Annotated in this window: 18 protein-coding genes; 11 read left to right on the top strand and 7 right to left on the bottom strand. The window is 37.7% G+C overall.

The genetic code is table 11. The annotated features are described in order from the left end of the window. The first annotated feature begins 117 nt into the window (after positions 1–117). The 6 genes from J4Q03_RS20635 (at position 118) to J4Q03_RS20610 (ending at position 6,397) form a co-directional block, all read left to right on the top strand. A complete protein-coding gene (locus tag J4Q03_RS20635; protein ID WP_034700899.1) occupies positions 118–1,143 on the top strand; it encodes a rod shape-determining protein in 1,026 nt (341 codons plus the stop codon). A 28-nt stretch (positions 1,144–1,171) separates the two neighbouring features. Further along, a complete protein-coding gene (mreC, locus tag J4Q03_RS20630; RefSeq protein WP_426049999.1) occupies positions 1,172–2,026 on the top strand; it encodes a rod shape-determining protein MreC in 855 nt (284 codons plus the stop codon). Then, a complete protein-coding gene (locus J4Q03_RS20625; protein WP_426049998.1) occupies positions 2,019–2,525 on the top strand; it encodes a rod shape-determining protein MreD in 507 nt (168 codons plus the stop codon). Before mreC ends, J4Q03_RS20625 begins: the two co-directional genes overlap by 8 nt. Continuing rightward, positions 2,522–4,528, top strand: a complete 2,007-nt coding sequence (locus J4Q03_RS20620; RefSeq protein WP_426049997.1) for a penicillin-binding transpeptidase domain-containing protein — start codon at positions 2,522–2,524, stop codon at positions 4,526–4,528. Before J4Q03_RS20625 ends, J4Q03_RS20620 begins: the two co-directional genes overlap by 4 nt. Beyond that, positions 4,525–5,754, top strand: a complete 1,230-nt coding sequence (rodA, locus tag J4Q03_RS20615; protein ID WP_426049996.1) for a rod shape-determining protein RodA — start codon at positions 4,525–4,527, stop codon at positions 5,752–5,754. Before J4Q03_RS20620 ends, rodA begins: the two co-directional genes overlap by 4 nt. A 67-nt stretch (positions 5,755–5,821) precedes the next feature. After that, the gene (locus J4Q03_RS20610; protein WP_426049995.1) at positions 5,822–6,397 is read left to right on the top strand and encodes a pentapeptide repeat-containing protein; all 576 of its coding nucleotides are present in this window, start codon (positions 5,822–5,824) and stop codon (positions 6,395–6,397) included. A gap of 390 nt (positions 6,398–6,787) precedes the next feature. On the opposite strand, the gene J4Q03_RS20605 is transcribed toward J4Q03_RS20610, so the two are convergent. Then, positions 6,788–7,498, bottom strand: coding sequence for a C40 family peptidase (locus J4Q03_RS20605; protein WP_426049994.1), 711 nt, complete (start codon positions 7,496–7,498; stop codon positions 6,788–6,790). A 336-nt stretch (positions 7,499–7,834) separates the two neighbouring features. Further along, complete coding sequence (locus tag J4Q03_RS20600; RefSeq protein WP_426049993.1) at positions 7,835–10,030, bottom strand: glutamine synthetase III; 2,196 nt, start codon at positions 10,028–10,030, stop codon at positions 7,835–7,837. A 291-nt stretch (positions 10,031–10,321) separates the two neighbouring features. Here J4Q03_RS20600 and J4Q03_RS20595 point away from each other — a divergent pair, with 291 nt between their 5' ends. Next, positions 10,322–12,010 carry a DUF6909 family protein gene (locus J4Q03_RS20595; protein ID WP_426049992.1) on the top strand — a complete coding sequence of 563 codons (1,689 nt, stop codon included), beginning with the start codon at positions 10,322–10,324 and terminating at the stop codon, positions 12,008–12,010. Between the two features lie 60 nt (positions 12,011–12,070). Here J4Q03_RS20595 and J4Q03_RS20590 read toward each other — a convergent pair whose 3' ends face one another. Next, a complete protein-coding gene (locus J4Q03_RS20590; protein ID WP_426049991.1) occupies positions 12,071–13,450 on the bottom strand; it encodes an aspartate kinase in 1,380 nt (459 codons plus the stop codon). Positions 13,451–13,726: 276 nt separating this feature from the next. Between J4Q03_RS20590 and J4Q03_RS20585 the strand changes: the two genes are divergently transcribed. Further along, positions 13,727–14,197: a DUF1572 domain-containing protein gene (locus J4Q03_RS20585; protein ID WP_426049990.1), complete on the top strand. Its 471-nt coding sequence runs from the start codon at positions 13,727–13,729 to the stop codon at positions 14,195–14,197. 186 nt (positions 14,198–14,383) lie between these two features. Then, the gene (locus J4Q03_RS20580; protein ID WP_426049989.1) at positions 14,384–16,222 is read left to right on the top strand and encodes a M1 family metallopeptidase; all 1,839 of its coding nucleotides are present in this window, start codon (positions 14,384–14,386) and stop codon (positions 16,220–16,222) included. Between the two features lie 185 nt (positions 16,223–16,407). On the opposite strand, the gene J4Q03_RS20575 is transcribed toward J4Q03_RS20580, so the two are convergent. Then, positions 16,408–17,010, bottom strand: coding sequence for a hypothetical protein (locus tag J4Q03_RS20575; protein WP_426049988.1), 603 nt, complete (start codon positions 17,008–17,010; stop codon positions 16,408–16,410). Between the two features lie 258 nt (positions 17,011–17,268). Between J4Q03_RS20575 and J4Q03_RS20570 the strand changes: the two genes are divergently transcribed. Further along, a complete protein-coding gene (locus J4Q03_RS20570; protein ID WP_426049987.1) occupies positions 17,269–18,027 on the top strand; it encodes a type III pantothenate kinase in 759 nt (252 codons plus the stop codon). A 30-nt stretch (positions 18,028–18,057) separates the two neighbouring features. Then, positions 18,058–18,597, top strand: coding sequence for a GNAT family N-acetyltransferase (locus tag J4Q03_RS20565; protein WP_426049986.1), 540 nt, complete (start codon positions 18,058–18,060; stop codon positions 18,595–18,597). Between the two features lie 78 nt (positions 18,598–18,675). On the opposite strand, the gene J4Q03_RS20560 is transcribed toward J4Q03_RS20565, so the two are convergent. The 3 genes from J4Q03_RS20560 to J4Q03_RS20550 are packed head-to-tail and all read right to left on the bottom strand — an operon-like array spanning position 18,676 to position 20,707. Next, positions 18,676–19,107, bottom strand: coding sequence for a nucleoside deaminase (locus J4Q03_RS20560; RefSeq protein WP_426049985.1), 432 nt, complete (start codon positions 19,105–19,107; stop codon positions 18,676–18,678). Continuing rightward, on the bottom strand, positions 19,108–19,731 hold the full coding sequence (locus J4Q03_RS20555) for an energy transducer TonB (RefSeq protein ID WP_426049984.1): 624 nt from the start codon (positions 19,729–19,731) through the stop codon (positions 19,108–19,110). It abuts the gene before it with no gap. Between the two features lie 55 nt (positions 19,732–19,786). Further along, positions 19,787–20,707 carry a helix-turn-helix transcriptional regulator gene (locus J4Q03_RS20550; RefSeq protein WP_223558051.1) on the bottom strand — a complete coding sequence of 307 codons (921 nt, stop codon included), beginning with the start codon at positions 20,705–20,707 and terminating at the stop codon, positions 19,787–19,789. Positions 20,708–21,176: the final 469 nt, after the last annotated feature.

Below are 21,176 nucleotides of genomic sequence, written 5' to 3'. Positions count from 1 at the left end.
AAACAATTGTGAGTTTTAATAAAATTTTAACCAAATTTTAACCAAATTATATTCAGGTTAAATTTCTTTAGTAGTGTTAAATTCATATCTTTGTAAACTTAAAATCAGAAGAAAAATATGAGTTTATTTGATATGTTTACGCAAGAAATTGCGATAGACCTTGGTACTGCCAATACCCTTATCATCCATAATAATAAAATTGTTATAGATCAGCCGTCAATTGTTGCAATTGAACGTTCTACGGGTAGGCCGATTGCCGTCGGTGAGCAGGCTAAGCATATGCAGGGTAAAACTCATGAGGATATCAAGACAATCCGCCCGCTGAAAGATGGGGTTATTGCAGATTTCCACGCTTCTGAACACATGATTAAGGAATTTATCAAAAAGATTCCCGGAATTAAAGGCAGATTTATTCAGCCGGCACTAAGAATCGTTATCTGTATTCCGTCCGGTATTACTGAAGTTGAAAAAAGAGCGGTAAGAGATTCTGCTCAGAAAGTGAACGCTAAAGAAGTAAGGCTGATCTACGAACCAATGGCTGCGGCAATAGGAGTTGGAATTGATGTACAGAAGCCTGAAGGAAATATGATCATTGATATAGGTGGTGGTACTACGGAAATTGCCGTGGTAGCTTTAGGAGGTATTGTGTGTGACAAATCTGTGAAAATTGCAGGGGACGTATTTACAAATGATATTGCCTACTATCTTAGAACTCACCATAACCTTTATATTGGGGAAAGAACGGCTGAAAGAATTAAAATTGAAGTAGGTTCTGCAGTGGAAGATCTTGATGTTGACATTGAAGATATCCCGGTACAGGGTAGAGACCTTATTACAGGGAAGCCAAAAGAGATCATGGTAGGATATAAGGAAATTGCACGTGCATTGGATAAATCTATCATCAGAATTGAAGATGCCGTAATGGAAACACTTTCTCTTACTCCGCCGGAACTGGCTGCCGATATTTATAAGACAGGTATCTATCTTGCTGGTGGAGGTGCTTTATTGAGAGGCCTTGCGGACAGATTACACAAAAAGACCGGTCTTCCTGTATTTGTTGCAGAAGATCCGTTGAGAGCTGTAGTTCGCGGAACAGGTATTGCCCTTAAGAATATGGATAAATTCAATTTCTTAATTAAATAATTTTAACCTTTTACGACTATATATCTGAATGGGATTTTTGCTGAGACTATTTTCGAAGAACGCCCTTTTTGTCTTCTTTATATTCCTGCAGATTGTTGCTCTGGTTCTGATATTCTCTAAAAATGCCATGCAGAAATCATGGGTAGCTGGCCAGTCGGCTGCGCTGAATTCATGGATTTCGGGGTATATTGATGAAGGGGTTTCATATCTGAAGCTGAAACAGATCAATGAAGGTCTTGTTGCTCAGAACAAAGCTCTGATGACCCAGCTTTACGGTAAAGAAGGAGCAAAAAATCCTGTATTCAGAAAAGTACATGATACATTGGGCGGTGGCCAGATCTATACTTTTGTAGATGGCGAAATTGTCTTTAACAGTATCAACAGAAGAAATAATTACTTTACAATTAACCGTGGCCGCAGAGACGGTGTTTTTCCTCAGATGGGCGTCATGGCTCCTAAGGGGATTGCCGGAATTGTAATCAATTCTACAGACAGCTATGCTTTGGTCCAGTCTGTTTTAAGCGTTAACAGGATCAGAATCAACGCTTCGTTGAAAAATTCAGGATATTTCGGAACCTTAACCTGGAATGGTGATAATTCAAGAGTGATGCATCTTGCAGACATTCCTAAATATGTTGCTTTAAAAGTGGGCGATACTGTTGTTACAGACGGCAAATCGGCTATTTTTCCTAAAGGGGTAATGATTGGTACTATTGCAGGATATTCCGTAGACAATAAAACAGGTTTCTGGGATATCTCCGTAGAACTGAGTGAAAAAATGGGTGCTTTAAGTAAAGTATTTGTTGTGAAAAACCTTAAAAAAGCTGAGGTACAGAAAATTCAGGATACATTGCAGGCCGTAATAAAAAAAGAAAATGATTAGCAGGACTCTATTTACCGATATATTGATCATGATCTTCCTGGTTGCATTACAGATTTTTGTACTCAACAGGATCACGATTTTCGGAAAGTACACACCGGTTCTTTATCCGGTGTTCGTCATGTTTTATCCTTTTTTCAGAAATAAATATCAGTTTTTAGCTTTAAGCTTTTTAATCGGACTTTCTGTAGACGCGTTTCTCTACTCGTGGGGAATCAATGCTTTTGCAACAACGCTGATCGCTTATTTCAGAACCCTGATCTTCAGAACTTCCACAGATACTTCCACAGATTTTTTCTCTTTTCAGTCCCTTCAATGGGCGCAGTTTTTGTTGTTTCTGTTTTCGAGTATCTTCCTGCATCAGCTTTTAGTGCAGTATATAGAGTTTTTTAAATTGAGCCGTTTTTTTGAAATATTACTTAATGTGGTGATCACAAGTATAATTTCCTTTATATTTATAGTGGTTTACGCATTAATATTTAAAATCAAACAAAAAGTTTGAACACACGTTATTTAAAAATCTTTTCTGCACTCGTAGTAATCGCCATTATTTTTGTGGCGAGGCTTTCTTATTTGCAGCTGTTTACAGACCGCTATGCCTTGAATGCAGCGAACACATCTATTAAAACTGAATACGTTATCCCACAGAGAGGTGTTGTTTTTGACAGAAACGGAAAAATCCTTGTAGGTAACCAGCCTGCCTATGAAATTTCTTTTACGCAGGCCTTAATGAAACCTGATTTTGATACCGTTGGATTCTGTAACCTGATGCAGATCAGTAAAGCAGATTTTATTAAAAGAATCGAGACCATCAAAAAGGAGAAATACTATTCGAAGCTGACTCCTATGACCTTTCTGAAGGACCTCAGCAGAGAAGATATTGCCAGAGTACAGGAAATTATTTTCAAATACCCGGCATTCAGTATTGTTTCCAGACCCCAGCGTCAGTATGAGGTAGCCACTTCCGGAAACCTTTTAGGGTATACCAGTGAAGTGAACGAAAGAGAAATTAAAAAAGATTCCACTTATTATCTTCCCGGTGATTTTATCGGAAAAACAGGAGTTGAGAAATCTTATGAGAAAGATCTCCGCGGTATAAAAGGGATGAAGTATATCCAGAAAGATATTAAACTTCGGAATATTGGTTCATACAAAAACGGAGCGTTAGACAAAGATGTGGTTACCGGAAAAGATATTACCTTAACTATTGACTACGACCTGCAAAGAATGGCTGAAGAAATGCTGGTTGGTAAACACGGAGCAATTGTGGCAATAGATCCCAATAACGGTGAAATTCTGACCCTGGCAACAGGCCCCGATATTGATCCGAATTTATTTACAGGACCTTACAAGTCAAAAAACCTGTACGCATTATCAAAAGATACCTTATACGAAAACAAGCCTACATTTGACAGATCTGTTCAGGCAGCCTATCCTCCGGGTTCCACTTTTAAGCTGCTGACGGCCCTGGCAGGAATGCAGATGGGGGTAATGGACGAGAATACTATTTTCCCTTGTGGAGGCGGTTTTTATTATAGAGGTTTAAGAATTAAAGGGCACGGTGGAGCAGATCCTCTTATTCCTTCTATCCAGGTTTCCAGTAACTGTTATTTCTCCCATGCTTTTATTGCGATCATGAATAAATATCCGGGCGATCCTTCCAAAGGGGTTGATGAATGGAAAAAAATCATGAGTAGCTTTGGGGTAGGAGAATACCTGAACAATGATATTGCCGTAGGTTCTCCGGGTAGAATCCCTTCCGGTAAATTTTACGAAAAAAGAAGCGGAAAGAAAAACTGGAGCACTGATTATACTATGAACGGTTCTATTTTTAATGGAATGGGACAGGGTGACGTTTTGGTGACTCCTCTTCAATTGGCGAACTATGTTGCTGCCATTGCCAATAAAGGTTGGTTTTACACGCCTCATATCGTTAAATCTATTGATGGTAAGCCAAATCCTGATCCAAGATTTAAAACAAAACATAAAACCCTTGTAGATCCTAAGCATTTTGAGCCTGTACTGAAAGGAATGGAGGCTGTAGTGTTGAGAGGTACCGCAAGAAGCTTAAAGTCCAATGACTTTACACAGCTTGCAAAAACAGGTACCGCACAAGTTCCTCAGGGAAAAGATAACTCTATTTTTGTATTGATAGCTCCTGCAGACAAACCTAGAATTGTAGTGGCAGCAGTAATGGAGCATGCCGGATTTGGAGCAACATGGGCGGGACCTGCCTGTACCGTGATCGCTGAAAAATACATAACCGGAGATCTTAAGAGGGAACACCTTTACAAGAAGATGACCAGTGCCAGCTTCATGCCTGAATATAAAAGACAGTGGATTGCCGACCTGAAACGTAAAGGATTATATAAGGACCCTGCAGCAGATTCTGTTAAGCTGAAAAGAAAACAGGACAGTCTGAACTTTATTAAAGAGCAGAAAATAAAGCTGCAGAAAAAAATACAAGAAGAAACAAAGAACAACACTAAAAACGTGAAGCGATGAAGTGGGCAGAAGGAATAGATAAACTAGGACTCGGGCTGTATTTCCTGCTTTGCATTTTTGCGATTGCAAATATTTACAGTGTTGACCAGAAACTAGGGGAAAAACAATTGGTTTTCTTCTGTATATCCCTATTTGTAGGGCTTATTATATTTGTAGGAAGGAGCAAGTTCTTCGAAAATATGTCTGCCATTATCTATATTGGAGGTGTTTTACTTCTGATTGGGCTTTTCCCGTTTGGGAAAGAGATTCTTGGTCAGAAAAACTGGTATAAGTTCGGTAGCTTTACCATGCAGCCGGTGGAATTTGCGAAAATAGGAACCGCTCTTATGCTTGCAAATTATGTTTCCGGGCCGGATTTTAACTTGAAAGTTAAAAAATCACTCTGGACTGTTTTGGCCATTATCGGGATTCCGGCAGCGGTTGTTCTTGCGATTCCGGATGTAGGCTCTATGCTTGTATTTATTGCCTTCTTTATTGCCTTATACCGGGAAGGTTTGAGTGGTCTTTTATTTGGGGTAGGATTTGTTTTTGCCGGAGTCTTTTTGGTCTCACTTGCAATACCTCCTGTTTATGTAGCATTAACAGTTGTGGTCATTGCCGGGATTTTAATCGCAATGAACTATCACAGAATGTCCTGGGATGTAATTTCTATTTCGGGAATTGCAGGCTCAGTCCTTTTGCTGTGCGGGCTGGCTTTCGGGTCACCCTATGTCCTGGAAAAGCTCCCAAAACACCAGAGAGAAAGAATTGAAGTTCTTTACAAAGGTGAAAAAGCATTCAGGGATACTTCCGGATATAACTTATTATATTCAAAAACAGCTATAGGATCCGGTGGGCTTTTAGGAAAAGGATACCGTGAAGGATCAGTAACACAGGGAAAATTTGTTCCCGAGCAGGAAACCGATTATATTTTCTGTACAGTAGGTGAAGAATGGGGATTTGTAGGAAGCGCCGTGTTGGTTTTATGCTATATGATCTATATCGGGCGGATCTATTATCTCGCAGAACAGCAGAAATCCACTTTTAACCGGGTATTTGGATATTGTTTTGCTTCCATCCTCATGATGCACTTTACCATCAATTTAGGGATGGTTATGGGCCTTTTCCCGACCGTGGGTATTCCACTCCCATATTTCAGTTATGGAGGAAGCTCGCTGCTTGCCTTTTCTATAATGACTTTTATTTTCTTTAAACTGAATTATTCGGATAAGAATAGTCTGGTATAAATTATAAACTTTCATTTATCTCTAAACATAGGAAATAGAAACCCTTTTTAGCATAAAGACTGACCTGATGCAAGCATATATTCTGGATCAAAATTATCAAAACATTAATTTTGCTGAACAGCCTTTCGAAAAAGGCGAATACGAAAACTGTACCTTCCGGAACTGCAGCTTTGAATATGCAGATCTTTCCGGCTTCAGCTTTACAGACTGTGAATTTACCGGATGTAATCTAAGCATGGCAAAACTGGTGAAAACCTCTTTTCAGGATACAGCTTTCAAAGAATGTAAAATGTTCGGGCTTCAGTTTAATGACTGCAACGATTTCGGACTTTCATTTACATTTGATGAATGTCTACTGAATAATGCTGTATTCTACAAAACCTCAGTTAAGAAAACGGTATTTAAAAATTCCAGGTTAATTGAAACCGATTTTGCTGAATGCGACCTTTCCAATTCAGTATTGGCAGGCTGTGATCTTTCCGGTGCCATTTTCGACAATACCAACCTTGAAAAAACAGATTTCAGGACTTCATTCAACTATTCCATAGATCCTTCTGTAAATCGTCTTAAAAAGGCTAAATTTTCCCTTTCTGAGATACATGGACTCCTTGATAAGCTGGACATTGAAATTGATAGGGATTAGAAGTTAGAAATTAGAGGTTAGAAGTTAGATGGAAAAATGTTTTGCATAATTAAAGATTCAATAGAGGTGGGCTTTAGCCCGCCTTCTGTATTTATATTAAGCATTTTATCGTTTTCCTCTTCTGAAACTCCAATAATTCAATAGAGATGGGTTTTAATCCACCTGTTTAGCATCCTGTTCGGGCTTTAGCCAAATAATTAACTTTCCCACCAACCTCACCTTCGGAATTCTTTTTTTTCCGCTCACTATCATTCCCCTTCTCTGAAGGGGTGGATTTTTGCAACGCAAAAAGACGAGGTAGCAAAAAAAAAATATTTCAATGACTCACCCTAAAAAATAAAAAAGCCATCAGACTCTGATGGCTTCATTATTTAAATCAATTATTTAAAATTAAAAACTTGTCGCTGCGGATGGAGTAGAAGAAGCTAAATTGTTGTAAGCGTCTCCGTTCTCGTTGATCACTCTTTTGGCAAACCTGAATTTCGGTCCCCAGTAAGAATCATTCAGCGATGAGATCATTACCCCTTTAGAAGTGGCTGCGTGGATGAATTTGATTTCACCTTCTTCAGTTACACTTTCTACGATACCTACGTGAGAGATTCTTCTTCCGTGTGAAAAGAAGATTAGATCTCCTTTCTGAAGCTCACTTTTATCAATACTTTCACCCTCCTGAGCCTGAGAAGCCGCTACTCTTGGTAGGCTAAGCCCTGCTGCTGCTCCGAATACAGAAAGAACGAAAGCTGAACAATCAATACCTCTTCTGGTCATTCCTCCGTATCTGTATGGAGTTCCAAGGTATGTTTCAGCTTCTGTAAGGATATTGTCGATGGTTTTATTGTATTTGACTGCCTTTGCAATCTCAGAATTCTTAATAGCTTTTTTCGCGTTTGCGATAGATGCCGCTTTTTCCGCCAGGAAAGAATTGATAAGCCTTTGCTTATCCAGCTCCATTTTCTTGTTATCAATAGAAGCTAGTTTGGCATCTGTTTTGTATTCTTTAGCGTAAGTTGCTGGTTGTGAAACTACATAATTTGTAGCGCATGATTGAACTGAAACTGTAGACACTAAAGCAACTAAATAAAACAAAACTCTTTTCTTCATATATATTTGATTATCCGTGTTAAAAGGAATATTTATTTTCAAAAGCATTACAAAAGTAGAGATTCCGAGTAAAAGACCCCTGATATGATTATTGTCAGGTTCTTTATTTAACACATTTTAACATATTATTTAAGTATGTTAAAGAAAAACAAACCGCAACCGCCTATTTTTGGTGAGTCTGCGGTTTTTTTTATTAAGATTCTTTAACATAATAAATGGCTTTTCCTTTATTAATCGGATTTTGTGATTTAAAACTCCACTTTTCAATGCTGTTAATAAAACAAAAAATTCCCCGGAAAAACCGGGGAACTTAACTAATATGGAACTTCACAGATGTTATTTTGTAAATAACATTTCTCTATATTTAGTCATTGGCCAAAGTTCATCATCCACCATCATTTCAAGATCATCAGAAGCTTCTCTGATCACATCAAATAAAGGAATTACTTTGCTGCAGTAGGTTTCTGCCTGCTTTTGACTATTTGATACAGCCTTCGCTGCTTCTCTTGCTTTAATAAGGTCTTCAACACCAAGTTTGATCTTGGACACGTTTTCAGAGATATTCGTGATCAGGCTCATTTGCTCTTTCGCCAATGTTCTGAATTCTTTGTCTCCAAATATTTCTTTAAGACCTTTTACATTCTCAATTAATCTGTTCTGATAATTTAAAGCAGAAGGAATGATATGGTTTCTTGCGATATCACTTAACACTCTTGCTTCAATATCAATTACAGTAGAATATTTTTCCAGTTTGATTTCGTTTCTTGCCTCAACTTCTCTGTGAGTGAATACACCGATTTCCTCATAAAGATCAACGAATTTTTTATCCATTTCCTGCTTAAGAGCTTCCGGAGTAGTTTTTAAGTTATTTAAACCTCTCTTTTTAGCTTCCTTCGCCCAGTCGTCAGAATATCCGTCACCTTCGAACATAATGCTCTTGCACTGCTTGATGTACTCTCTCAATACATTGAAGATTGCCTCATCTTTTTTCAGCCCTGTTTCAATAAGAGCATCTACCTCTTTTTTGAAATCGTTAAGCTGCTTGGCTGCAATTGTATTCATTACCGTCATAGATTCTGCGCAGTTTGCAGAAGAACCTACCGCTCTGATCTCAAATTTATTTCCTGTGAATGCAAACGGAGAAGTTCTGTTTCTGTCCGTATTATCTAAAAGAATTTCAGGAATTTTTCCAACTACATTTAATTTAAGGTCTGTTTTTTCATCCGGAGAAAGCTTCCCTTCCGTTACTTTTTCAAGTTCTTCCAACACTCTGAACAGCTGGCTTCCGATAAATACAGAAATAATAGCAGGTGGAGCTTCATTAGCACCTAATCTGTGATCGTTGCTTGCAGAGGCGATACTTGCTCTTAAAAGGTCAGCGTATTCGTAAACTGCTTTGATGGTATTCACGAAGAACGTTAAGAACTGTAAGTTTTTCTTAGGGTTTTTTCCCGGGCTTAATAGGTTTTCACCTGTATCAGTGGCTAAAGACCAGTTGTTGTGTTTTCCGCTTCCGTTTACTCCTGCAAATGGCTTCTCATGGAATAAAATATGGAAATGATGCTTGTGAGCAATTCTTGCCATAATGTCCATCAATAAAGAGTTGTGGTCTACGGCAACGTTTACTTCTTCAAACATCGGGGCAAGCTCGAACTGGTTAGGCGCAACCTCGTTATGTCTTGTCGTTACAGGGATTCCCAGCTTCATACATTCAATCTCCAGTTCTTTCATGAAGTTCATTACCCTTGTAGGAATAGAACCGAAATAGTGGTCGTCCAATTGCTGTCCTTTAGCAGGAGAGTGGCCTAATAATGTCTTTCCTGTTAAAACAAGATCCGGACGTGATTGGTATAAGGCGGAATCAACTAAGAAATATTCCTGCTCCCATCCTAAAGTAGGAGTTACTTTTGTTACGTTTTTGTCAAAATACTGCATTACATTAGTTGCAGCTTCATCTACAGCATTCAAAGCTCTTAAAAGAGGTGCTTTATAATCTAAAGTTTCTCCTGTATAAGAAATAAAGATAGAAGGAATACATAAAGTAGTACCCATGATAAATGCAGGAGAAGTAGGATCCCAAGCTGTATAACCTCTTGCTTCGAAAGTATTTCTGATTCCTCCGTTCGGGAAAGAAGAAGCATCCGGCTCCTGCTGGATCAATAGGTTTCCGCTGAATCTTTCAATAGCTCTGCCTCCTTCAATTGGAGTGAAGAAAGAATCGTGCTTTTCTGCAGTAGTTCCTGTCAAAGGCTGAAACCAGTGGGTGTAGTGAGTCGCTCCTTTGCTCATTGCCCAGTCTTTCATAGCTACAGCTACCTGGTCTGCAATGTGTCTCTGGATCTTTGTTCCTTTTTTAATAGCATCCATAATAGACTGGAATGCTTCTTTAGTTAAATATTCTCTCATAGTCTCTTCTGAGAAAACATTCTGACAGAATAATTCTGACAGTTTTCCGGGAACCTCAACAGAATTATCTCTTCTGAAGTCCTTAAATGGTAAAGTTTCTAACGCTTTGAATCTTAAAGTTGACATAATAAGGTTAATTTTTACAGGGCAAATTTACGAAAAAAATGAATTGAAAATATTTTACCCCTGTATTTTTTAGGGGTATTTGTAAAATTTATTAAAACCAAACAATAGTTTAACTATTTTTAATAGGGGTGGCTGGATGGCAAAAGATAATATTTAGCCTTGTAATAAGCATCTTAATATATTTTTACCAGATGCATTAACAAGTTTAAAGATACAATTTTAAATCGCTTGTTAAAAGATACTTAAAATAAGTTGAGCTAAGATTTTGTATATTTGTGTGAAATTTATTTTATGACAAATTCTAGAGCTAGAGAAACAACGGAAGCAATTGAAAGATTGTATATTTCTATGAGACACCTCTTTTACAGAGGTTTTTTTAAACCTGCCGGTGTTTCTGGAGAAAGTATCAGAAGTTTGTTAAAGACTATCAATCCAGAGATATATGGTACCATGAATATTCCTAATAAGATGGAATTGGATGGTTTGATGTACGTTTTAGACAGACTTCCGGAAGGGATTGAAGAATGTGCTTTTATTCATCTTACATCGGATGAAGGTTTTGATAAAGGAAGTTTCGAACCCATTGTACCTAAAAAGAGAAGAAGAAACTGTTACAGGATAGATGAACACCAGATGAATATTGAAGTTCTTTTGGGACGTTCTGAAATTTATGACATTCTTACCCACTTAACCTTCTTATTTATAGAAGCAGATAAAGTAAGAAACCTGGCTTTCATTCAGGATGAAAACTGGAAACCGACACGCGCTTTCAAAATTATTGAAGAAGTAGTGAAAGGTGAAAAGAAATTCAGCAGAAAAGAAAAAGAGGTTGCTCTTATTCATTTATCTTCATTAATAGGACGAACTTTTGAAGAAACGCTGAATGCTTATAATTCTTTCGGGGATGATGAGAACCCAGACCGTTTATTTAAAATCATCTACAACTTAGGAAAGGTAAGTCTGGAAGATGCAAAACAGACAAGAGAAAGAGAGATTCATTTCAGTGCTATATTAAAGGAACGGGTAGGGCATCACTATTTTGGTGAAAAATGGGCTAACAAAGTGAAAGAAGTTTTATTTGAAAATGATCTTCATATGCGTCCATTGCATATCATTTCTGCCAATATGCACTCAGTAAAAAATATGCTGTACGCTAATGATGCTCTTAAGAAAAAAGAGCATAAAGAGGTAGATTATAAAATGTATGGAGATATTTCCGATAAGAAAGAGCTTCGTGACAAAGTTTCTAAGTATGCTTTGGAAGAAGGCTTAATCTATATCAATGATAAAAGTGGAAGTAATATCGATGTACAAATCATTGACCTTAGCAAAACAAATCTGAAAAACACACCGTTCGGGCATATGAAATATGATGGCGATGATGTTATCTTAGTATTTGATTATGCTTTCGGAGAGCAGGCCTACGAAGTAATGGATGAATTGCTGAGACCTTTTGAACAAAAAGGTGAAGTGTACATGATGAAGGTGAAGTCTGTTTCTATCATGGGAAAAGCAGGAATTTTAGAAGGTGGAAAAGGAGATATTATGATTCCTACTTCTCATATCTTTGAAGGAACGGCTGATAACTATCCTTTTGAAAATGCTTTGAAACTGGAGGATTTCAAAGATGATGAATTAAAAGCATTTGAAGGAACTATGATTACCGTTCTGGGAACCTCACTTCAGAACAGGGATATCTTATCTTACTTCATGCATACTTCATGGAAAGCAATTGGTCTTGAAATGGAAGGAGCGCATTATCAGAAAGCGATTCAGGTGGCTTCTAAAATCAGACACCACATTGCGCCGGATCTGTTTGTGTGTTATGCTTATTATGCTTCGGATAATCCATTGGAAACAGGAAGTACGCTTTCTTCAGGAGGGCTCGGACTTACAGGTGTAAAACCGACCTATCTGATTACCCAGAAGATTCTCGAAAAGATTTTAGGCAGCGACAAAAAACAAAGTCCGAAAAAATAATTCAAAAAAATAAAAAAGCCCTGAATATCATTCGGGGCTTTTTTGTTCTATATCGATTTATTAATTGCATAATGCCTTATTCAAAGCCACGATAGCTTTCTCGTAATGCTCTCTCTTCACTACAAACTGCATATTGACCTGCATGATAGACTGTGCGTAGCACTCAATGTTGATATCATTCTCATATAATGCTTTCGCTGCCCGGTAGAGGAATCCTGGAGTCGCAATATTAGTTCCCATTGCACATACTAATGCAACCGGAACTCCCGTTACCTGATAGAAATTTTGCTTAATTTCCTCCAAGAGCTTTTCAGCGGTCTTACTTTCCCAAACTACCATGGTTATTGAGTTAGCATTGGTAGACTTCAGGACATAACTTAGATTATACTTTTGAAAATAATCCATAATTTTGGCATCATAACCTACTTCACTTACCATCAGTGGATCGTGGATTTCTATGGCAAGCATTTTTTTTGATCCAGAAACAATCTCAACACGGGCATCCGGAGATACATAGTTTTTTGAGATTAAAGTGCCGATATGATCCGGTTCGAATGTATTTTTAATACGAATGTTAATTCCGGAAAGCTCCAGCGGTTTTGCCGCCTTTGGATGAATGGCTTCCATACCTATGTCCGCCAGCTGATCTGCAATAATGTAATTGGTAAGCCCAACCGGAACACAGTTTTCTATACCCACGATATTGGGATCTGCACTAGACAGGTGATATTCTTTATGGATAACGGCTTCATGAGCTTTTATATCTACAGCAACCTTACTGAAGGTAACTTCAGAATAGCCACGATCGAAAACTCTCATAATGCCCTCCGTTCCTTTGGTGTAGCCTGTTGCAACGCAAATGATATTTTCAAAATCTATCCCGCTGAATTCTTTTGTGATTCTTCCATCAATAGTAAGGGCTTCATTATCATCAAATCCACATAAGTCAATAAACCTTGCTTGAATTCCGTTGTTGGTGATGATATTAGTAGAATTCCATGCAGAGTGTGCTTCACCGATAGAGGCCAGAATTTCTCTTGCTGCAAGATGAATATCATGAGCATTTACATATCCTGATGCCAAGACCTTACTCAAACTGCTAAGCATTGTCTTTGCCTGTTCCACTCTGTTCTTTATAAATTCATTAGCCTCAGAAAGCTGAAGGCCTATACTTTCTAATCCCTGATTGATTAAAATAAGCTTTTCACATACTTCATCAAGATTAGCTTTATAATCTTCATCGTTCAAAAATTTTTGATATACACCGGGCTCGCCTGTTTTCTTATGTTCTAATAGCCAGTTTGTTACATTGTTATAGGCGGAGACTACAAAAACCCTATTGTAAAATTCTCCCTCTTTTCTTTTTCCAATAACTATATTGTAAAGAACATCCTGAAACTGAGACATGGAAGTCCCTCCTATTTTTTCTACTGTTAACATTGTAAAAACTTTTTTCAATCTGCGAAAATAAGAAAATTAAGATGATTGGAGATACTGATCTGTAAGTCTTCTGTTTAATAATTTTTTAATGCTTATGCTTTTCATTTAAATTCTGGAATCAGCCTTGTCAAGGTTTTAAACCTTGACAAGGCTCACAGGGCATGAATGACTAGTCTTTAAAATTGTGTATTAATTGTGCCATTTGTGATTAAAAGAGAAATCAGCGAGAGATTAAAAAAATTAATTAATTATCTTTAAAAACATAAATTTCAAACAATGAGCTCAGCTTCACAATTAGCAAAAAGATTCAGGGAAGTCTTGCTTGATGGACTTTGGATCGCCAATACCAATTTTAAGGACAAACTCTCAGATGTAACATGGGAACAAGCCACTGCTAAAATAGATTCCTTAAATACAATTGCTATGCTTACTTTTCATATCCATTATTATATCGCCGGAATTGTGAATGTACTGAAAGGCGGGAAACTCGAAATAAAAGATCAATTCAGTTTTGATCTTCCACCTATTGAATCTGCGGAGCAATGGGAAACGCTTTTAAATAAGCTTTGGACAGATTCAGAAAAGTTTGCCTCATTAATTGAGCAAATCCCTGACAGTAAACTTGATGAAGTTTTCGTAGATAAAAAATACGGAACCTACAGGAGAAATATCGATGGAATGATTGAACATGCTTATTATCATTTAGGACAAATCACATTAATTAAAAAGATGCTGACTCATCCATAATTTGAAATATAAATATCACTAATGTTTTTACGATCATTAGTGTTCAAAAAAACAAAATCTGCACGGGCAACTTAACCATCAGAATGAAAACTTATCTAAAGTTGTAAAGAATTAAAAAGGCCTAAAATAGTTCCATATTTGAAGATTTTACACAAATTACCTATCTTTAAAAAAAATAAATTTTAAATGAAAAAATCGGTTGCAATCATTTTTGCGTTTATCATTTCTCAATTTCAGGCCCAGCAAGGAGCTTACTATCAGCAAAGTGCGAAGTACAAGATGAATATTGATGTGAATGCTGAAAAATTTACTTACCAGGGAAATCAAACCTTAGAATACACAAACAACTCACTGGATGAGCTCAATGTGGTGTATTTCCACCTGTACTGGAATGCCTTTAAACCCAATTCCATGATGGATCAGAGAGTGGCGGGCCAGGGTAAAAACGGAGACTCAAGATTGCAAAAAGACGGTATTTCAAGATTAGCTTCAATCCCTAAAAACGAGGAAGGAGCACAAAATATTCACTGGCTTAAACAAAACGGAAAAGAAGTGAAGTTTGAGATCCAGGAAACCATTATGAAAGTATATCTGGCAGAACCGGTTAAGCCTAATTCCTCAACAACTTTTACCATGGAATGGGATGCCGTAATTCCTCAACAGATCAGAAGAAGCGGAAGAAACAACAGGGAAGGAGTTGATATGACCATGACGCAGTGGTATCCGAAAATTGCAGAGTACGATTATGATGGCTGGGCAACTTTTGATTATATCGGAAGAGAGTTTCATGCGCCATTTTCAGATTTTGACGTAACCATTAAAATCAACAAAGATTATGTAATCGGAGCAGGAGGTATTCTTGAGAACCCGGCAGAAGTGAAAGGGTACGACACCAACGCAAAAATTAAATCCGAAAAGGATAAAAAGGCAACATGGAGATGGACCGCAAAAAATATGCTGGATTTCGCATGGAGTGCAGACAGAGACTATGTTGTAAAGAGTTTTGACGTTCCGGAAGGGCCTAAAGTATTTTTAGTGTATCAGCAGAATGAGAGAACAAAAGTTTGGGAAGAAGCCCAGCCTTATGTTACTAAATACTTCCAGCTGATGAACAGCCATTTCGGGAAATATGTGTATCCTACATATGCCTTTATCCAGGGTGGTGATGGCGGAATGGAATACGGAATGTGTACCATGATCCTGGGAGAAGCCAAAGATATTAAAGGTTTAATGGGATTAATGGCTCATGAAGGTGCACACTCATGGTATCAGCAGATGCTGGCAACCAATGAATCCGTACGCCCGTGGATGGACGAAGGATTTACCAGCTACGCAGAAGGCTATGTTATGTATCAGCTGTTTCCGGAAGAACTTCCGAATCCTTTTGCCAATACTGTAAATGCATACAGGAATTTCGTGAAAAAAGGAATTGAAGAACCTGCTGTATGGTTAGGGGATCACCATGATAACGGATCTTCTTACACGTATGCTTCCTATGTAAAAGGGGAATTATACCTGGTGCAGCTAGGTTATATCATGGGTGAGCAAAAACTGGCCGAAACTTTAAAGCAATATTATGATCAATGGCACATGAAACATCCGTCTGACAGGGATTTTCTTCATATTGCGCAGAAAGTTTCAGGAATGGATCTGAAATGGTTCCACAATTACTGGATCAATACCACAAAAACTATTGATTATGGAATTAAAGATGTAAAATATGATGCAAAATCCACCACTATTACTTTAGTGAATAACGGACAGGTTCCGATGCCTGTTGATTTCAATGTAGTGACTGCGGATAAAAAGATCGTTACTTATCAGATTCCTCTGAATATGACACATACGTGGAAGGAAAAAGACATCTATGGCGATTTTAAAACTATGCCTTACTGGCCTTGGACTCAGAAAGAATATTCGCTGACAATTCCTTATACAAAAGCCCAATTATCTGTCTTAGGAATAGATTTAAGCCAGAGAATAGCAGATGTCAATATGAATGATAATATTGTTGAAGTAAAATAACAGATCATAAAAAAGTAAAAAGATAATCCCACAGAGCTTTCTGTGGGATTCTTGTTTGGTATGGAGGTTCTGAGCGTTCTTTAGCACCCTGGATTTTAGTACAGATTTAAAAAATTCACCATTCACCGTTACATAACTATGGAAGGCAATATTGTAAGGTTGGATGTCTGACATCTGCCATTCCACTATTTTATCCCAAACTGCAGAACCATCCAGTGATTAGGATGATTTTTTACAAGGTCATTTCTTAAAACCTCATCTTTCGTATTAAGATAGCTGTATACTTTTAAAGGAACCGAATCAGGGTATTCTTTTAATCCCTGGTCTACAGCAGCTTTAGCATCTTCTTTCTTTCCTGCGCCATCCAGTGCCTCAGCCTTATAGATATAGATAATTACAGGCACTTTTCCATAAATACCTTTGGTTTCATTTTCCAATAGTTTCATAGCTTCAGTCTGAAACTCCGTATCAGGTGTTTTTCCAGCCATTGAAGTCCTGCTCAGATGTTGCTGATACATCAGGAACAGTAACAGGATGTGAAGATTTTTCGTGTCGGGATTAGAGGCCAGCTTTTCAATTCTTTGAACCGTTTCCGGCGTCATTTCATCATTTTCTGCCTGCAGGCTTTTAGTATAAAATTCATCCAGAATATCATAAACAGCTTTGTTGTTGCGGTCGATATTTGATTCCTGCTTTATTTTCAGGAATATATCTTTTACCTGGTTTCCGGTTTGTGCAAAAGTATTCAGGCCAATACAAAAGAATATGGTTAAGATCAGTTTTTTCATGAAAGCAGGATAAAATATTTTCAGTTTTAAAGATAATTAAATGTTTCCAATCTTCTAAATTTCAGGCTCAGGTTTTGTGCAGGCGGAATAAAATAATGTAAGGGCAGATGCTTGTAATCAATACTTTAATGCCAATACTCAGCGCAGCAATAAATATAAGGTTATGAATTATTCTAAATAATACAGATATTGCTTATTTTTGACGATAAAGGTTTACTTTTACAACCGTTTTTTAACCCAGACTAGCTTAAAAAATAAATGAATTCAATTGTAATCAACGTAGGGAACAGCAATATCAGATTCGGACTTTTCAATGGAGACAACTGTGATATTTCATGGGTGATCAATACAAAGCCGTACAGAACAGTAGATGAGCTGTATGTACAGATTCTGATGCTTTATCAGACCTACAAAGTAGAACCGAAAGACATCAGTAAAGTCATCATAGGATCCGTAGTGCCCCAGCTTACCAAAGTGATGGGTTCCGCGATCAAAAAGATCCATGGACTTCAGCCAGTGATTGTAGACCGTTCCACACCTTCCGGGGTTCAGGCAAAATCCAAGCAGATGGGAACTGATATTTACGCCAATCTTGTGGCTGCCCATAATCTTTACCCGAACCGGAAGAAAATTATCATTGATTTTGGAACGGCTCTTACGGCAAGCTGTGTAACGGAAACAGGAGAAACACTGGGAGTGATCATTGCTCCCGGAATTGTAACCTCTTTAAATTCATTGATCAGTCAAACGGCCCAGCTTCCAGATATTGAGCTGAAAAAACCTAAATCCGTATTAGGTCTGGATACGGTAACCTGTATGCAAAGCGGGATGGTATATGGCTTTCTGGGAATGGTGGAAGGATTTATAGACCGTATCAACGAGGAAGTGAATGACGAGTGTTTTGTGGTGGCAACAGGCGGTGTTTCCCATGTTTATAAGCCTCTGACGGAAAAAATTCATGTGATGGACAGGCTTCATACACTGAAAGGACTTTATTTTTTAGGAAAAGATTTATAGAGAGAAGTTTCCATGAACTAAAACTGTAGTATGAGAAAATTAGAAGAATTTCCCGGAATAGAAACAGAAAGACTGATTCTTTCACAGCTGAAAGAAGAGGATATTCCTTTCGTGACTGAATATCTGCAGGATAGAATTTTCTCAGATCTTACCTCCAATATTCCGTACCCTTATACCGAAGAACATGCCGGAGTCTGGGTTAAAATGTCCCGGGAATCCTTTGAGAACAATACAGGATATACTTTTGCTGTCCGAACTAAGGAGGGGAAAATTATAGGAGCGATTGGTCTTCATGACAGAGATGATGACAAAGCCGAGCTTGGCTACTGGGTGGGAAAGCCTTTCTGGAACCAAGGCTACGTTACGGAAGCTGCTATAGCTTTAATTGATTTTGGGTTTAAAGTGCTTGAGTTCAATAAGATCTATGCGACTTATTTTCTGCATAATCCTGCATCCGGAAGAATCATGGAGAAAATCGGGATGGAAAAAGAAGCCCTGTTGAAGCAGCATCTCAAAAAAGAGGGTGAATACTTTGATGTCATGATGTATTCTGTTTTTAAAAACAAGTAATGATTAACCTTTGTGAGGCGACCTCAAATTCAAATGCTTCAATGAATAATCTGCTTTCTCTTTGCTGTAAGTATATTGTTATCTTTTATTTTTAAAGAATTCTTTAACAATAGTGGAACATTCATGCTCCATTATTCCGGTTACCATTTCTGTTTTTGGATGTAGGGAAAGATGCTTGTTGATAAACCCTCTCTGCTCATCTCTGGCGCCAATTACAACTTTAGAAATCTGTGACCAGGCTAAGGCTCCTGAACACATGACACACGGTTCCAGAGTGACATAAAGCGTACAGTTAATCAGATATTTGCCCCCAAGAAAATTGGCAGCGGAAGTGATGGCCTGCATTTCTGCATGGGCAGTCACATCGTTTAAAGTTTCTGTGAGGTTGTGGGCTCTTGCAATGATACGGTTATTGGAAACGATGATACAGCCGATTGGAACCTCATCTTTTTCCAGTGCGGCTTCTGCTTCCTGCAGGGCCATTTTCATATAATATTCGTCGGTAAACATTTAATCTTCAATAGTTAAGGTTAAAGGAAGCCTGAGGTAATGTCTTACCGGATCGCCTTTGCTAACTGCCGGAGAAAATTTCTCCGAAACGGAATACAGCGCGATTTCAGCCTGTCTGTTGAAGGTGAAATTATCTCCCTGTGCATGTACATTGCTTATACTGCCATCTTTTTCAACAATAAAAGCCACATTTGTTTTTACTGTTTTTGTTTCAGTGTAAACACCTCCCGTATAAAAAAGGTTAGCCACTTCCTGTCTCAATGTATTGAAGCCGCCAGGATAGTCAGCAGATTTTTCAAAAACAGCAGATTTCTCAGTGTTTACCGCTATGCCTTTTGGTGTCTTCAGAGACTGCAGATCTTCCAGGTTTCTTACCTTTAGCAAAGCTCCTATCATGGCTACGTTTTCAATGCTGTCCATCTTTTTCATAAAAAGCATAAAGTCAAGTTTTATATTGGCTTTTCTGAAAGAATCCGGCTCTGCGTCAAACTTCTTTTTAAATTCTGTATTCAGCATATTCCTGTGGTGGTTGTAATAGTTTTTAACCTGCCGGAATTCTTCTTTCTGCTGCGAAAAACAAAAAGAGAAAGTAACGCAAAATACACAAAAGAGTACAGCTTTCAAAAGAGTTTATTTATGTAAATATAATTAAAAAATGTGAGCTTTTTATTCTTTGGTATCAGCTTTCAAGATAGCGGTTCAGAGATTCCTGGAGATGGGTTCTGATGTCATCAACTAAACATTTCGGTTCCAGAACTGTGACTTCCTTACCATAGGAAAGGATTTCCTGCATAAAATCATAGGTAGGGTGGAGGAAGAACTCAAAATAGATCTCTTCCGGTGTTTCTTTTGTTTCTTTCTGAGACTGGTGAAGCGGAAAACTCCTGATGTACTCTCCCTGATGCCTGCTGCATTTCATAATGATCTTCTGAGGGTTTTGTTCTGCAAGATTCATCACCCCGAATGCATTTTTGAAGTGTTCCCTGAAATTGTAGTTATACTTTTCACGGAATTTGCTGTCGCTTACATCCAGATAATTAACCCTGTCCAACCCGAATGATTTTAAGGTTTTATCTTTAGTATCAATCGCGATGAGGTACCATCTGTCCTTCGATTCTTTTAAAGCCAGAGGATGTACTTTCCGCGAAGTCATCACTTTATTTTTGTAGTTGTAATGTTCAAAACTAACGACTCTTTTATTACGGATCGCGAAGAAAAGATCATAAAAATGTTCTATTCCTGTTGGTTTTCTGCTTTCAAAAAAGATAAAATCTGAAAAGTCCGGATGAAGATTCAGGGCGTTGCTTACCTGGAAGGATTCCAGTAATTTTTGGTTGTATTCATCCACTTCCATGATCGGACGGCTCTCAATATAATACCTGTTGTCACCTTTCTTTTTGTTGTGAATGGAGAGGTTAAAAAGATCAGAAATCTCACGAATGTCCCTCTGCAGCGTACGGATAGAGTAGCTCTTAATCCCTGCATCCTGAAATTCGAAAGAATTCAAAAGATAGTCCTCCAGCTGGGAATAGGTAGCCGGAGAACTTTCTAATCTTTTGATAATTAAGGCATATCTTGTCAGATAAAAATCTTTTTTCATTCGTCTGTATTTTATGGGCGACACTGCCGCGTTTCATGGTAAAATTTTATAAGACAAATATATAGGGTTAATGCGACAAAACGTGTCGTGTTTTATTTTTTGTGGAAATTGATAAAGAAGTAACTTCCAAATGCTGGTTTATTGTAATGTGGAATCTGTCTTTGTCATCAACTTGTATAAAATAAACAACCGCAAAGTGTCTTAACTTTACGGTTAATATTTTCATGGAGTCGGATTATTTATTTTATTTCATAAACTATCATTTTTCCGTATTCCTGATCATCTCTATCGTTATATGATTCGTTGAATATAAAAAGTTCAGGTACTTTATCATTATTGATATCCATGTGAACTTGCAACTATTTTTGAGACAAAATTTATATACTCTTTATGCTACATTTTTAGATAGATTAGACATTAAATTTTGATACTCTTTTATGGTTAAATTCCCTAAAGCCGAATGCCTTCT

The organism is Chryseobacterium sp. NFX27 (genome assembly GCF_049887855.1).
In the GTDB taxonomy this organism is placed as follows: Bacteria; Bacteroidota; Bacteroidia; order Flavobacteriales; family Weeksellaceae; genus Chryseobacterium.
Note: the sequence above shows the minus strand (reverse complement) of the source record. Positions and strands in the feature narration are given on the sequence as shown.

What these genes read in the sequence shown, in the direction of transcription:
- J4Q03_RS20635 (WP_034700899.1), top strand. Translation starts at nt 118, where the DNA reads ATGAGTTTATTTGATATGTTTACGCAAGAAATTGCGATAGACCTTGGT.
- mreC (WP_426049999.1), top strand. Translation starts at nt 1,172, where the DNA reads ATGGGATTTTTGCTGAGACTATTTTCGAAGAACGCCCTTTTTGTCTTC.
- J4Q03_RS20625 (WP_426049998.1), top strand. Translation starts at nt 2,019, where the DNA reads ATGATTAGCAGGACTCTATTTACCGATATATTGATCATGATCTTCCTG.
- rodA (WP_426049996.1), top strand. Translation starts at nt 4,525, where the DNA reads ATGAAGTGGGCAGAAGGAATAGATAAACTAGGACTCGGGCTGTATTTC.
- J4Q03_RS20610 (WP_426049995.1), top strand. Translation starts at nt 5,822, where the DNA reads ATGCAAGCATATATTCTGGATCAAAATTATCAAAACATTAATTTTGCT.
- J4Q03_RS20605 (WP_426049994.1), bottom strand. Translation starts at nt 7,498, where the DNA reads ATGAAGAAAAGAGTTTTGTTTTATTTAGTTGCTTTAGTGTCTACAGTT.
- J4Q03_RS20600 (WP_426049993.1), bottom strand. Translation starts at nt 10,030, where the DNA reads ATGTCAACTTTAAGATTCAAAGCGTTAGAAACTTTACCATTTAAGGAC.
- J4Q03_RS20595 (WP_426049992.1), top strand. Translation starts at nt 10,322, where the DNA reads ATGACAAATTCTAGAGCTAGAGAAACAACGGAAGCAATTGAAAGATTG.
- J4Q03_RS20590 (WP_426049991.1), bottom strand. Translation starts at nt 13,450, where the DNA reads ATGTTAACAGTAGAAAAAATAGGAGGGACTTCCATGTCTCAGTTTCAG.
- J4Q03_RS20585 (WP_426049990.1), top strand. Translation starts at nt 13,727, where the DNA reads ATGAGCTCAGCTTCACAATTAGCAAAAAGATTCAGGGAAGTCTTGCTT.
- J4Q03_RS20580 (WP_426049989.1), top strand. Translation starts at nt 14,384, where the DNA reads ATGAAAAAATCGGTTGCAATCATTTTTGCGTTTATCATTTCTCAATTT.
- J4Q03_RS20575 (WP_426049988.1), bottom strand. Translation starts at nt 17,010, where the DNA reads ATGAAAAAACTGATCTTAACCATATTCTTTTGTATTGGCCTGAATACT.
- J4Q03_RS20570 (WP_426049987.1), top strand. Translation starts at nt 17,269, where the DNA reads ATGAATTCAATTGTAATCAACGTAGGGAACAGCAATATCAGATTCGGA.
- J4Q03_RS20565 (WP_426049986.1), top strand. Translation starts at nt 18,058, where the DNA reads ATGAGAAAATTAGAAGAATTTCCCGGAATAGAAACAGAAAGACTGATT.
- J4Q03_RS20560 (WP_426049985.1), bottom strand. Translation starts at nt 19,107, where the DNA reads ATGTTTACCGACGAATATTATATGAAAATGGCCCTGCAGGAAGCAGAA.
- J4Q03_RS20550 (WP_223558051.1), bottom strand. Translation starts at nt 20,707, where the DNA reads ATGAAAAAAGATTTTTATCTGACAAGATATGCCTTAATTATCAAAAGA.